This window comes from Pseudoxanthomonas sp. PXM01, from assembly GCF_014851815.1.
Taxonomy (GTDB): Bacteria; Pseudomonadota; Gammaproteobacteria; order Xanthomonadales; family Xanthomonadaceae; genus Pseudoxanthomonas_A.
In genome coordinates, this window is sequence record NZ_JACVAJ010000003.1 from 132075 (window position 1) to 145530 (window position 13456).

Here is a 13456-nt window from a genome sequence, read left to right on the forward strand (position 1 = left end):
TCCGGTGGCTCAACCGCCGCCGCTGATCTCCGGCATCGGCATGGCATCGGCCGGGACGGTCGGGTTGTTCTCGTCCTGCAGGTACTCCGGCAGTTCCGCTTCGGTCTGCTTCTGCGTGCGATGGCTTTCGATCTGGTAGTTGCGGCGCTGCAGCCAGGAGTCACGGACCAGCGCGTAGTCGTCCACCGCGCCTTCGCGCAGGCTGTCCAGCGACAGCAGCTGGGCGCGCGTATCCACCAGGTTCAGGCCCTGCAGGAAGATGCGCGCCTTGTCGTCCTCTACGTAACGGGTCGGACTGAGTGGCATGTCGCCGGCCAGTCCGAGCACGTCGCGCACCGTGCGCGGGCCGAAGAACGGCAGCTCCACGTAACGCGAGCGTTTCCAGCCCCACGTGCCCAGCGTCTGTCCGAAGTCCTCGCTGCGGCGCTTCATCTTCAGGTCGCTGGCGGGATCGAAGATGCCGCCGATGCCCACCGTCGAATTCAGCAGGAAGCGGCCGAAGGTCTGCGTCGCATCGCGCGGACGTCCCTGCAACAGCTGGTTCACCATCGTCAGCGGCTGGCGCAGGTTGTCGAAGAAGTTGCCCACGCCCAGCCGCACCGGCCGCGGCACCACCGCCACATAGGCACGTGCCAACGGCCGCGCGACGGCACGGTCGACCGCATTGTTGAAGGCGTGCACCTTGCGGTTGAACTTCTCCCAGGGGTCGTAGGCGATGGGCGACTGCGCCGGTGCGGGGAGGGTCGGATCGGCGACCGGGTCGTAAGCGCCCTGGCCATAGATCGCGGCGAAGTCGTCCTCGCTTTCCGATGCCGTTGCGACGTCCGTGGCCGAAGCGGGGGCATCAATGCTCGCCGGGTCGATCGGGGGTTCGGGAGGCAACGGAGCGGCGGCGGCGGTGCTGTCGATCACCACCGATTCGGCCGGCGCATTCGCCGACGGCGTGGGCGCCGAGGCGCATGCGGTCGCCAGGGCGGCCAGCAGGAGCACGGTGCTGAGGCGGAACAGATTCATCCTGATTCCTGGGAAACGGCGGGGGGTGGGGGTTACGCCGGAAAATCCAGTTCCGGCGTCAAACGGTAGGCGGCCTGCAGGTCGGCGAGACCCGCAGGCTGTCCTTCGATGCGGGGAGCGGTACCGCGGGTGCGCAGGCGCGCGGCCAGCTCCGCCAACAGTGCCAGCCCGGCACTGTCGACGGTAGTGACGTTGGTCAGCACGATGCGTTTCACGCCCGCCAGCTGCGCCGACGCCTGCGGCCACAGTGCGGCCGCGGCCGCGCGGTCCAGCGCGCCCGTGAACACGAGCGCGTCGCCGTCGCGGCGAAGGCTGGCGTCAGTTGCCGGCACTGCCGTTGACCTGCAGCTTGCCGGACTTCAGGTCCGCCGCCACCTGGGCGATGGACTTCTGCCGCAGCGGCGTGTCGAACTGGGTCTTGAACGTCTGCACGAAGGACACGCCTTCCGGCAGCACATCGAACACCTTCCACTGGCCGCCCACGTTGCGCGCATAGAAGGTGATCGGCGTGACGGTCTGGTCCGTCTGCACGAACTCGGTATCGACCTTCACGCCACGGCCGCCGGGCAGCGGGGTCTCGGACTTCACCCGCACCTTCAGGCGCGCGTTGAAGTCCGCCAGGCGCGCACCGTAGGCGGACAGCAGGCGCTCGGTCAGGGCCTGACCGAACAGCTTCACGTCGGCATCGGAGGCGCCGCGGCCGTGCACACCCAGCACCAGGCGCGCGGCGTAGTCGCCGTCGAACAGCGTGTTGAACTCGCTGGTGACGAACTGGCGCAGCGCGGCCGGGTTCGACTTGAACTCGGCGCGGCGCTGGTCGAGCGTGGTCAGGATGCGCGTGCTGCTGCTCAGCACGACCTGGCTGGCGGTGTTCTGCTTGGCGGCGGCCGCCGGCGCCGCGGCCTGCGCGAACACGACGACCGGCGCAGAGGCCAGCAGGGCGGCCGACAGCACGACGGAGAGGAGGGAGGGCTTGAGCGTCTTCATGGCGTGGGTTCTTCCGTAGCGGGGGGAGCGGCGGTCTCGCCGCTGGCCGGGGTCTCCCCGGAGCCTGCGTCGGCATTGTTGGCGCCGCCGCTGAACATGTACTTGCCGGCCAGCTGCAGCAGGTCCACCGCCGGCTGGGTGAAGGCGATCTCTTCGCCCGGCTTCAGTACCTCGGGATCGCCGCCCGGCGACAGCCCGACGTAGTTCTCGCCCAGCAGGCCGCTGGTGAAGATGCCGGCCGCGGTGTCGGCCGGCAGGTCCTTGTACTGGCTGTCGATGGACAGGGTGACCAGCGAGTCGAACTTCACCGGGTCCAGCCGGATGTCGGACACCTGTCCGATCACCACGCCGCCGATCTTCACCGGCGCCTGCTTGCGCAGCTGGCCGAGGTTGGAGAAGCGCGCGGTCAGCTCGTAGCTGCCGCCGCCCACGCCGAAGCGCTTGTTGGTGGAGGCCAGCGCCAGCACCAGCAGCGAGGCCAGGGCCAGCAGCAGGAAGGCGCCGACGGCGAACTCAAGACGGGGTCCACGGACGGACATGGGGTCAGCTCCTGAACAGCAATGCAGACATGACGAAATTGAACATCAGCACCAGCAGCGAGGCATTCACCACCGCGCGGGTGGTGGCCACCGAAGTGCCCTCGATGGTCGGCTCGGCGTGGAAGCCCACATAGGCCGCCACCAGCGCACTGGTGCCGCCGAACACGGCCGACTTCAGCAGCGCGACGCCGAAGTCGTCCCAGAAGTCGACGCTGTTCTGCAGCGCCGACCAGAACGTGCCGTTGTCGAGGCCGAGCACGTGCACGGCCTCGAAGTAGCTCGCGCTGATCGCCAGCGAGCAGAAGAAGCCGGTCAGCAGCGGCACCGTCAGCACCGCCGCCCAGAAGCGCGGCGCCACGGCCTTGGCGACCGGGTCGATCGCCATCAGTTCCAGCGCCTTGATCTGGTCGGTGGCGCGCATCAGGCCGAGCTCGGCGGCGATGGAGCTGCCGGCGCGGCCGATGAACAGCAGCGCGGTCAGCACCGGGCCCAGCTCGCGGTACAGCGACAGGCCCAGCAGCGTCGACAGCGCATCACTGGCACCGAACGTGGTCAGCGTGCGGTAGCCCTGCAGCGTCAGCACCAGGCCCACGAACGCACCGCCGACGGCGATGATCGGCAGCGAGCGCCCGCCGATCTTGTAGATCTCGCGGGTCAGTTCGGCGAAGAAGTCGCGGGTCGGCGCCGAGGCGCGCAGCACCGACAGCGAGAACAGCCCGGCACGGCCCAGCGAGCGGGTAGCGGCGACGAAGGGCATCAGGCGGCCTCCCCGCGCTTGACCGTGTCGAAGGCGATCGGGCCATCCGGCTCGCCGCGCAGGAACTGCTGCACCAGCGGGTCCGACGAGGCTTCCAGTTCCGCCGGCGTGCCGGAGAACACCAGGCCGCCATTGGCGATGACCACCGCCTGGTCGGCAATCGGCAGCGTCTCGTGCACGTGGTGGGTCACGATGATGCTGGTCAGGCCCAGCGTGTCGTTGAGGCGCTGGATCAGGCTCATGATCACGCCCGAGGCGATCGGGTCCAGCCCGGTCAGCGGCTCGTCGTAGATCATCAGCGGCGGGTCCAGCGCCAGCGCGCGGGCCAGCGCGACGCGGCGCGCCATGCCGCCGGACAGTTCGCGCGGATAGGCCTCGGCGGCGGCACGCAGGCCGACCGCATTCAACTTGAATTCCACCAGCCGGCGGATCAGCGCGTCCGGGAGCTTCGTATGCGTGCGCAGCGGCAGCGCGACGTTCTCGGCGACCGTCAGGTCGGTCAGCAGGCCGTTGCCCTGCAGCAGCACGCCCACGCCCTTGCGCATCTCCAGCAGCGCACGGCTTCGGTGCGGCACCGGCTGGCCGAACACGTCCACCGTGCCTGCCGCCGGCGGCAGCTCGCCCGTCAGTGCGGCCAGCATCGTCGACTTGCCGCTGCCGGAAGGACCGAGCACGGCGGCGATGCTGCCACGGGGCACGGTCAGGTCGATGCCGCGCAGGATGGTGCGGCCACCGCGATCGAGGCGGAGGCCGGACAGGTGCACGGCAGGGGCGTCGGCAGGCGTCATGGGCGTCGTCGGCGGACCAGCAGGGAGTTAACGGAAAAACAACGGTGTAGCTTCGCGGCCAGCGGCTGAACATAAACCGTACCGCGCAGTTTGATTATTGTGGCATCCATGTCGCGGCCATGTCGTATCCGCGTGCGGATTTCGTGCGGGATGCTGTGGCCCAAACGGCCGCGTCTCGGGGACTGCGACCGCTATCCGGCACAATGCGGCCGACGATGACGACCTCCGCCACGCCCGACTTCCGCCTGTATCCGTCCAACACGCTCGAGTTGCTGGCCGCACTGCTGGCGGACGAACTGCGCCGGCCGGTGCCGGGACAGGCGCTGCTGGCGCCGGACATCGTGCTGATCCCGCAGGTCGCCATGCGCCGCTGGCTTCAGGCTACGCTGGCGGCCGAATACGGCATCGCCGCGAACCTGGAATTTCTGACCCCCGGCGAATTCGTCGCTCGCGCGCTCGACGCCAACCTCGGGCCGGCCGGCGAGGACGATCTCGACGCCGCCTCGCTGCAGTGGCGTCTGTATGCCGCGCTCGATGAACCCGCCTTGCGCCGCGATCCCGCGCTGGCCACGCTCGACGGCTGGCTGGCCGATGGCGATCCGCTCAAGCCTTGGCAGCTGGCCGGTGAACTGGCGGGCGTGTACGAGAAGTACCAGGCGTGGCGGCGCGACTGGCTGCTGCGCTGGGACGCGGGCGCCGACCGCGACGATCCGCAGGCGCGGCTGTGGCGCGCCGTCGCCGCCGGCCGCGATTACCGTGCGCGCCGCATCGACGCCTACCTCGCGCGCTTCGGCCGCGACGACGGCCCGCTGCCGCAAGGCCTGCCCACGCGCCTGCTGGTCTTCGCCACGCTCAACATCTCGCCCGACGTGCTGCGCGTGCTCGCCACGCAGGCGCGCATCGGCACGCTGCATTTCTACCTGCCCACGCCGGCACGCGGCTACTGGGGGGACCTGCAGACGTTACGCGAGCGCCGCCGCGAGGGTCAGGTCGAGCTGTTCGCCGACGACGTGCAGGAGAACCCGCTGCTGCAGGCCTGGGGCGCGGCCGGCCGCGACTTCATGGCGCTGCTCGGCGATTACGAAGTGGTGCATCCGCGCGCCGAGATCGACGTCTACGCCGATCCGCTCACCGACGAGAGCCCGGACGCGCTGCTGCACCGGCTGCAATCGGACCTGTTCCACCGCCGTCCGCCCGCATCGCCGCCGGTGCGCCGCACGCTCGACCTGGCCGATCCCAGCCTGCAGGTGCATGCCTGCCACACGCGTCTGCGCGAACTGCAGGTGTTGCACGACCAGCTGCGTGCGCTGCTGGACGATCCCCGCTTCGACCCGCCGTTGCAGCCGCGCGAGATCGCGGTGCTCGCGCCGGACATCGATCCGTACGTGCCCTACCTCGACGCGGTGTTCGGCGGCGGTGGTCACGACGACGCCCTGCCCTGGGCGCTGGCCGACACCAGCCCGCTGGCGAGCGAGCCACTGGCCGAGGTGTTCCTGCGCCTGCTCGACCTGCCGCTGTCCCGCTTTGGTTTGGACGAGGTGTTGGATCTGTTGGCCAGCGCGCCGGTGGCCGAAGCGGCGGGGCTCGACACCGACGCCATCGATCGCCTGCACGGCTGGCTTCGCGAGGCCGGCGCGCGCTGGGGCCTGGATGCCAGCCACCGTGCGGCGAGCGACGCGCCCGCCGACGATGCCTACACGTGGCAGTTCGCCCTCGATCGCCTGTTGCTGGGCCATGCCAGTGGCGCGGACGAGATGATTGCCGACGTCGCGCCGTGGCCGGACCTGGAAGGCGGCGCGCTCGACGCACTCGACACGCTGGTGCGGCTGCTGCGCGAACTCGCGCGCCAGCGCCGCGCGTTGAGCGAGGCGGCCACGCCGGCGCAGTGGCGCGAACGCCTGCTGCACCTGCTTGCCGTGTTGCTGCCGGAACAGCCCGCCGCGCCGCGCGCGCAGCGCACCCTGGACCGCCTGCGCACGCTGGTCGACCGCTTCGCGCGCGATGCGGAGACGGCAGGCTACGCCGGTGTCGTGCCGCCCGAGGTCGTGCGCGCGCATTTCAACGACCAGCTCTCGCAGGCCGACACGCGCGCGCCGCTGCTGACCGGCGGCATCAGCGTAGGCCGCATGGTGCCGATGCGCCTGCTGCCGTTCCGCGCGATCTGTCTGCTCGGCATGAACGACGGCGACTTCCCGCGCCGCGATCCCGCTGCCGGCCTCAACAAGCTCACCGGCGACCTGCATGCCGGTCGCCGCAAGCCCGGCGACCGCTCCACCCGCGAGGACGACCGTTTCCTGTTCCTGCAACTGTTCGTCGCCGCCCAGGACGTGTTCTACGTCAGCTACCTCGGTGCCGATCCGCGCGACGGCAGCGTGCGCGAGCCCTCGGTGCTGGTCAGCGAACTGCTCGATGTGGCCGCCCGCTACCACGCCGACCCCGAGGCGAAGAAACGCTTCGTCGTCCGCCACACGCTGCAGCCGTTCGCGCCGGCGGCGTTCGGCAGCGCCGACGAGCCGCGCCGTTTCAGCTATCGCGCCGCCTGGCGCCCGGCCGCCGATCGCGTGGATGCCGCACGTGGCGTGCTCACGCCGTGGGTGGACGGGCCGTTGCCCGCAGCGGAAAACGAACATGATCTTCCGCTCGAGACGCTGCGGCGCTTCCTGCTCGATCCGGCCGGCGCCTTCCTCGCGCACCGCCTCGGCCTGCGCCTGCCCGACCCGATCGACATCGCCGAGGACACCGAGCCGCTGGTCGCGCCGGTGCGCGGCCGCGATCGCGCCCGCTTGCGGCGCGAGGTGTTCGACTGGCTGCTCGACGTCGCGCATCCCCAGCACGCCCGCACGCCGTCCGCGCTCTACACCCGGCTGCGCGCGCGCGGCCAGCTGCCGACCGGCCCGTTGGGCGAACAGGCGGCGGAGCACGTGCTCGCCGAGGTGGAGCCTTACGCACAGGCTTTCGCCGACTGGATCAGCCACGATCGCCGCCATCGGCAACACGACGCGCTGACCGAGCCGGATGGCCAGGCGGTGCTCGCCGCGGTGCTGGCGGGCGAAGCCATCGATGCTGCCACGTTGCGTACGCGGCTGGCCGAGCACCGGCTGTTTCCGTGGCAACGCGGTGACGGACGTGCAGCAGGACCGGACGCCGAACTGCGCCGCCTGATGCTGCTGGTGCACGAAGCCGAACAGTACGCACGCCTGCAGCCGCAGTGGCGCGAGCAGATCGAATGGCGCGGACTGGTCGCGGCCGATGATCTTGGCGCGCCACGCGTCGAAACCACGGTCGACGGTGTGCGTGTGCATGGCCGCATCGCCGACGTGTATCCGCATGGTCTGGTGCGCGTGCACATCGGTGCGCTCAACGGTGCCGCCGTCATCCGCCACGGGCTGGACGCGCTGCTGCTCAATGCGGCGGGCCTGTCTATCCCGCTGGTGCAGATCCACGAGGGCGACGAAGGCATCCGCGCCTACGTCACCCCGGCGCGTCAGGTCGACGAGGCGCAGGACGCCTTGCGCACCTTGCTGGCGCTGCGCCGCGACGGCCTGCGCGCGCCGCTCCCCTTCGCACCGGGTACCGGCTGGGCCATCCACACCGCCGAGCCGGTGTTGCGCGAGGCCGCGGCACGCGATGCGTGGTATCCGGGCGACTATCGCTGGGGCGAAAGCACCGGGGAAGCGATCCAGCTCGCGTTCCGTGGCCGCGATCCGCTGGCCGATGCCGACGGCCTCGCGACCTTCATCGATACCAGCCTGCGGATCTACGGCGCATTGCGCGGTTCGCGCGGGGAGGACGCAGCATGAGCGCGTTCGATTCCGCCCGCGAGCCCTACCTGGCGCGTGCGCTCGATGGCGTGCAGCTGATCGAGGCCAGCGCCGGCACCGGCAAGACCTATACGCTGGCCACACTGTTCACGCGCCTGATCGTCGAACGGCGCCTGCGCATGGGCGACGTACTGGCGGTGACCTATACCGAGGCGGCGACGCAGGAACTGCGCAAGCGCATCCGTGAGCGCCTGGCGCTGGCCGCCGACCTGGTCGGCACGCCGCGGCTGGACGATGAGCCGCACGAGGCCATGTTGACGCGGTTCGTCATCGACCGTCATCTCGCGCTCGGCGAGGAAACGCCGGCCCAGCTGGCGCGCCGCCTGCGCAACGCCGCCGAGGAAACCGATCTCGCCGCCATCTTCACCATCCATGGCTTCTGCGCACGCGTGTTGCGCGAGCACGCCCTGGAGGCGGGGCAGGGCTTCGAGGCCGGCGAACTGCTCGGCAACGCGAGCACGCTCTACGCCGAGCTCGCCGCCGACCTGTGGCGCACGTACGCCGCCGATACGGCGACGGTCGACGCATTGACCGGTTTGTGGAACGGACCCGAGGCATTGGCGGGCGATCTGCCGGCGCTGTGCGGTCCCTTGCCGTTGTTGCCTGCCGCTCCAGCCGACGACGATGGCGAACGCCTGGTCGCCGTGCAGGCCACGCGCGCGGGCCGCGCCGCGCATCTGATCGATGCGCTCCGACTGCACCTGACCGATGCGCAGGCGGCCATCGCCGTCGCGTTCGACCAGAAGGTCTTCGATGGCCGTCGCGTGCGCCGTCCCAGCTTCGACAAGGCATTCGAGGAGCTGAAGGCCGGTGCGGCGCTCGCCGACTGGCCACGCACCGACAAGACGCATGTGCAGAAGCTGCTGCCGGACGCGCTGCGCGGGTTCTGCAAGGATGCGGACGACAGCCGTGTGCCTGTGTCGCCGCTGTTCGACACGTGGCGCGACTGGTGTGAGGCCGACGACGCCTGGCAGCAGTTGCAGCTGCGCTTGCGTGCCGGCCTGCTGCACCGCCTGCGCGACGATGCCCGCCGCCGGCTGGACGATCTCAAGCGCACGCGCCGCGTGCAGACCTACGACGACCTGATCGAACGCGTCGCGGTCGCGCTCGACGGTCCGCGCCGGCAGGCGCTGGTCGCCGTGTTGCGTGCGCAGTACCGCGTCGCGCTGGTGGACGAGTTCCAGGACACCGACGAGCGCCAGTGGCGGATCTTCGCGCGCGTGTTCGGCGACTCCGATGAAGTCGGCACACTGGGCGAGACGCCGGCGCTGTTCCTGATCGGCGATCCCAAGCAGGCCATCTACGGTTTCCGCGGCGGCGATGTCGCCACCTATCTGCTCGCGCGTGGCGTGGCGGATGAGGCCCCGCGGCTGGCGCACAACTTCCGCTCGCGACCTTCCGTGCTGCGCGCGGTGCGCGCGCTGTACGAAGGGGCGTCCGCCGCCGGCCAAGACGCCTTCGCGCATCCCGACATCCGCTTCGAACCGGTCGAACCCGGTGGCAAGCGCGGCGACGACGACTATCGCCACGACGATACCGCCGCGCCAGCGCTGACCCTGCGCCTGCTGCGCAACGACGCCGGCGGCCCGCTCGATGCCGACGGCTCGCGCGAGGCGGCCACGGCGGCGTGCGTGGCCGACATCCACCGCGTACTCACCGACGCGCGCGCTGGCCGTGCGCACATCGATGGTTATCCCGTGCGGCCCGGCGATATCGCGGTGCTGGTGCGCAACCACAAGGAGGCCACGCGCGTGCAGCAGGCGCTCGCCCGCGTCGGCGTGCCTGCGGTCGCTGCCGGCAAGCAAAGCCTGTTCGCCAGTACCGAGGCAGCAGAACTGCGCACGCTGTTGCTGGCGCTGCTGCACCCCGCCGACAGCGGCCGGCTGCGTACCGCGCTCGCCACCGTACTGCTGGGCGAAGACGCGGCCGACCTCGCCGCGCTGGACGAGCACGGCGAGGCGCAGAGCCTGCACCAGGCGCGCCTGCTTCACTGGCGGGACCGCTGGCAGCGCGGTGGCCCGTTCGCGCTGGTGTCCGAGCTGTGCGCCGCACAGGCCGAACGCGTGCTCGGCCTGCTCGATGGCGAGCGCCGCCTGACCAACTACCTGCAGCTCGGCGAGCAGCTGCAGGAAGCCGCCGCCCGCACGCTGGGCCTGCACGGCCTGCTCGACTGGCTGCAGGCACGCATGGCAGAGGCCGACGCGGACGACGAGACGCAGCTGTTGCGGCTGGAATCCGACGCGCTGCGCGTGCAGATCGTCACCCTGCACAAGAGCAAGGGCCTGGAGTATCCGCTGGTCTACCTGCCATTCGCCGGCCTGGGCACGTCGCGTCCCGACAGCGGCCGCCATCGCGTGGTGCACGACGGCATGCAACGCGTGCTGCAGTGGAAGCTCGACAAGGACGATCCCGCCTGGAAGGCTGCCGGCGATGCCGCGCGCCGCGAGGCCATCGCCGAAGACGCACGCCTGCTCTATGTCGGCCTGACCCGCGCCGAACACGCGCTGTGGATCGCCGCCGGCGACGTCGCCGACCTCGGCAAGAGCCGGCTCGCACCGCTGATTGCCGATCTCGACCTGCTCGGCACGCATGCCGACGTACTCATCGTCGAAGGGCCTGCCGAACCGCCTCCGCCGCGCCTGCCACCAGAGCGCGACGCCGTCGTCGCACCCGCGCGTATCGCCACGCGCCGCATCGCATCGGACTGGTGGGTCTACAGCTTCACCCAGCTGGCGCATGCCGAGGGCGGCGCCGATCCGCTGGCCGCGTCCACCGAGGCCGATCCCGGTGGCGGGGATGAAGCGCCGGCGTCGGACATCGATGAAGCACCGCGCGACGCTGCCATGCCTGCCCTCGTGGATCCGCGCTTCGCCGGCAGCCGCTTCGGCGTGGTGATGCACGGCGCGCTGGAACACGCCGACTTCACCGCGTGGCGCGACTGGCGACCCGGCGATGGTGCACCCGACGGACAGGATCTCGTCATCGCCGATGCCCTGCGCGAGGGTGGTTACGCGGAAACCGACGTCGTCGACGGCCTGGACGTGCTGGTGCCGCTGGTCGGCCACACACTGGGTACGGTCCTGCCCGAAGGCGTGCGCCTGACGGATGTGCCGGCCGACCACCGCCGCGCGGAAATCGAGTTCCACTTCGCCATGCAGCCCACCGGCGTGCCGGCCCTGCTTGCATTGCTGCACCGCCACGGCCTGCTGCGTCATCGCACCGCCTTCGGTGCGCGGCTGCGGCTGGAGGGCCTGATGACCGGCCTGATCGACTTGACGTACCAGCACGACGGACGCTGGTACGTGCTCGACTACAAGTCCAACCAGCTGCCCGCTTACAACGCCGCCGCCATGCAGCAGGCGATGGCGCACAGCGAATACGACCTGCAGGCGCTGATCTATACCTTGGCCCTGCATCGCTGGTTGCGGTTCCGCCTGGGCGATACCTACGACTACGCACGCGACTTCGGCGGCATCCGTTACCTGTTCTGCCGCGGCCTGGACCTGGCGCGCGAGGCCTCGCCCGGCGTGCACGCGCAGCGCTACGCGCCTGGACTGGTCCATGCGCTCGACGCCTTGTTCGCTGGCGCAGCGGAAGGAGGCAGCGCATGAGCCTGCTCGATGCGCTCTATCGCGGCGGCCACCTGCGCACGCTGGACCACGCGCTGGCGCAGAGCCTGCGCCGGCTGGACCGCGACACGCCCGACAGCGTGCTCGCCGCCGCCGCCCTCGCCTCGCTGGCCGTCGCCAAGGGCCATGCCGGCGTGGCGCTGGCGTCGCCGCACCTGTTGCTCGATGCGGACGCCGCTCTTCCTTGGCCCGATGGCGACGACTGGCGCGGACAGCTTGGCGCGTCGCGCTGGGTCGCCACGCCGCGCAACGCCATCGACGAAGCCGATCCGCACGCGCCGCTGGTGCTGGAAGGCGACCTGCTTTACCTGCGCCGCTACCGCGAGTACGAACGCGCGCTGGCGCTCGGTCTGCAGCGCATCGCACGCCGCACGCTGCCGGCGGACGACCTCGCATCGCTCGCACCGCTGTTCGCCACGCTGTTCCCGCCGGCCTTGCACGACCATCACCAGGCACGCGCCGCCGCGCTGGCCCTGCGGCACGCGCTGCTGCTGGTCACCGGCGGCCCCGGTACCGGCAAGACCACCACGACCGCACGCCTGCTGGTGTTGCTGGCGGCGCAGGCGCAGCTCGCCGGCCGCGCATCGCCGCGCATCGCACTGGCCGCGCCCACCGGCCGTGCCGCCGAACGCATGGCGGAAAGCGTGCGCCATGCCGTGCAGGCGCTTGCCGCCGTCGGCGTCGGCGTCGACGCCGGCCTGCTGGCCGCACTCCCGGTCACCGGTACCACCCTGCATCGCCTGCTTGGCACGATTCCCGATTCGCCGCGCTTCCGCCACGACCATGACAATCCGCTGCCGGTCGACGTGGTGGTGGTCGACGAGGCCTCGATGATCGACCTGCCGCTGATGGCGAAGCTGGTCGACGCGGTAGCCGACGGCACGCGTCTGGTGTTGCTCGGCGACCCCGACCAGCTGCCGTCGGTGGAAGCCGGCGACGTGCTGGCCGCCATCCTCGGGGCTGCGGGTGAAGGCGACGGTCTCGCATCGGAAGAGGCTGAAGCGTTGCGTCCGCTGATGGGCGACGCCGCGGACCGTCATCTCCGCGAAGGTGGGGATCCAACGCCGTCCGGTATCGCAGGAGATGCCGGCCCGTGCGCAAGCGACGACACGACATTCCAGGGCGTTCGCGTCCACCTGCAGCGCGGATGGCGCCAGAGCGAGGCGCTGCAGCTCGCACCGCTGGCCGCGGCCGTGCGTGAAGGCGCCGCCGATACCGCCCTCGACCTGCTGCGCCGCGACACGCTGTCGAACGTGCACTTCCATGAAGGGCTTACCGACCCGCTCGAGACGCAGCGCGATGCATTGCTCGCCCACTGGCGCTCGCTCGCCCACGCCGCCACGCCGGTCGAGGCGCTGGCGCAGTCCGCGCGGCTGCGCCTGCTTACCGCCGTGCGCGAGGGCCCGCAGGGCGCGCGCACGCTCAACGCGCGCATCGAGCGCCTGCTGATGGACACCGGTGCCGGCTTCGCGCGTGGCGGACCGGGCCATTTCCACGGCCAACTGCTGATCGTCACCGAGAACAGCTACCGCCACCGTCTGTTCAACGGCGACATCGGGATCTGCCTGCGCGACGACCGCGGCGCATTGATCGCCTGGTTCCCCGGCGAGGAACCCTCGCAGCCTCGTGCCTTCCATCCTGCGGCGCTGCCCGCGCACGAATCCGCCTTCGCCATGACGGTGCACAAGGCGCAGGGTTCGGAGTTCGACAGCGTGTGGCTGCTGTTGCCCGCGCGCGGCAACCGCGTGCTGGCGCGCGAGCTGGTCTACACCGGCATCACCCGTGCCCGCCGTGAACTGCACATCGCCGGCAGCGACGCGGTGATCCGCGAAGCCCTGTCGCGGCATGCGAGCCGGTGGTCGGGGCTGGGCTGGCGTTTGGGCGGCGGACCGTGAGCCGCCTTCGTGCGGACCGGAAGATT

The 13456-nt window shown here is 70.8% G+C and carries 8 protein-coding genes and 1 pseudogene; 3 read left to right on the forward strand and 6 right to left on the reverse strand.

Going from position 1 to position 13456, the window contains the following annotated elements; genetic code table 11:
- Window positions 1–9: 9 nt before the first annotated feature.
- From IB230_RS17175 to IB230_RS17200, 6 genes are read right to left on the reverse strand one after another with little or no spacing between them, the layout of a single operon-like run.
- Window positions 10–1014 carry a VacJ family lipoprotein gene (locus tag IB230_RS17175; RefSeq protein WP_192274091.1) on the reverse strand — a complete coding sequence of 335 codons (1005 nt, stop codon included), beginning with the start codon at window positions 1012–1014 and terminating at the stop codon, window positions 10–12.
- Between the two features lie 32 nt (window positions 1015–1046).
- Window positions 1047–1346 (reverse strand): STAS domain-containing protein, encoded by a 300-nt coding sequence (locus IB230_RS17180; protein WP_192274092.1) that lies wholly within the window; start codon window positions 1344–1346, stop codon window positions 1047–1049.
- Window positions 1333–2001 (reverse strand): ABC transporter substrate-binding protein, encoded by a 669-nt coding sequence (locus IB230_RS17185; protein WP_192274093.1) that lies wholly within the window; start codon window positions 1999–2001, stop codon window positions 1333–1335. The genes IB230_RS17180 and IB230_RS17185 overlap by 14 nt, the downstream gene beginning before the upstream one ends.
- Complete coding sequence (mlaD, locus tag IB230_RS17190) at window positions 1998–2540, reverse strand: outer membrane lipid asymmetry maintenance protein MlaD (RefSeq protein WP_192274094.1); 543 nt, start codon at window positions 2538–2540, stop codon at window positions 1998–2000. The genes IB230_RS17185 and mlaD overlap by 4 nt, the downstream gene beginning before the upstream one ends.
- Before the next feature lie 4 nt (window positions 2541–2544).
- Entirely contained in the window at window positions 2545–3297 is a 753-nt protein-coding gene (locus IB230_RS17195; RefSeq protein WP_192274095.1) for an MlaE family lipid ABC transporter permease subunit, read from the reverse strand.
- Complete coding sequence (locus IB230_RS17200; protein WP_192274096.1) at window positions 3297–4085, reverse strand: ATP-binding cassette domain-containing protein; 789 nt, start codon at window positions 4083–4085, stop codon at window positions 3297–3299. Before IB230_RS17200 ends, IB230_RS17195 begins: the two co-directional genes overlap by 1 nt.
- 215 nt (window positions 4086–4300) lie before the next feature.
- On the opposite strand from IB230_RS17200, the pseudogene recC reads away from it, so the two are divergent.
- The 3 genes and pseudogenes from recC to recD all read left to right on the forward strand — a co-directional run.
- Window positions 4301–7669 (forward strand): annotated as a pseudogene (recC, locus tag IB230_RS17205) (exodeoxyribonuclease V subunit gamma); the annotation flags it as partial.
- 212 nt (window positions 7670–7881) lie between these two features.
- Complete coding sequence (locus IB230_RS17210; RefSeq protein ID WP_192274098.1) at window positions 7882–11517, forward strand: exodeoxyribonuclease V subunit beta; 3636 nt, start codon at window positions 7882–7884, stop codon at window positions 11515–11517.
- Window positions 11514–13430 carry an exodeoxyribonuclease V subunit alpha gene (recD, locus tag IB230_RS17215; protein WP_192274099.1) on the forward strand — a complete coding sequence of 639 codons (1917 nt, stop codon included), beginning with the start codon at window positions 11514–11516 and terminating at the stop codon, window positions 13428–13430. The genes IB230_RS17210 and recD overlap by 4 nt, the downstream gene beginning before the upstream one ends.
- Window positions 13431–13456: the final 26 nt, after the last annotated feature.

What these genes read in the sequence shown, in the direction of transcription:
- IB230_RS17195 (WP_192274095.1), bottom strand. Translation starts at nt 3,297, where the DNA reads ATGCCCTTCGTCGCCGCTACCCGCTCGCTGGGCCGTGCCGGGCTGTTC.
- IB230_RS17200 (WP_192274096.1), bottom strand. Translation starts at nt 4,085, where the DNA reads ATGACGCCTGCCGACGCCCCTGCCGTGCACCTGTCCGGCCTCCGCCTC.
- IB230_RS17210 (WP_192274098.1), top strand. Translation starts at nt 7,882, where the DNA reads ATGAGCGCGTTCGATTCCGCCCGCGAGCCCTACCTGGCGCGTGCGCTC.
- IB230_RS17175 (WP_192274091.1), bottom strand. Translation starts at nt 1,014, where the DNA reads ATGAATCTGTTCCGCCTCAGCACCGTGCTCCTGCTGGCCGCCCTGGCG.
- mlaD (WP_192274094.1), bottom strand. Translation starts at nt 2,540, where the DNA reads ATGTCCGTCCGTGGACCCCGTCTTGAGTTCGCCGTCGGCGCCTTCCTG.
- IB230_RS17185 (WP_192274093.1), bottom strand. Translation starts at nt 2,001, where the DNA reads ATGAAGACGCTCAAGCCCTCCCTCCTCTCCGTCGTGCTGTCGGCCGCC.
- recD (WP_192274099.1), top strand. Translation starts at nt 11,514, where the DNA reads ATGAGCCTGCTCGATGCGCTCTATCGCGGCGGCCACCTGCGCACGCTG.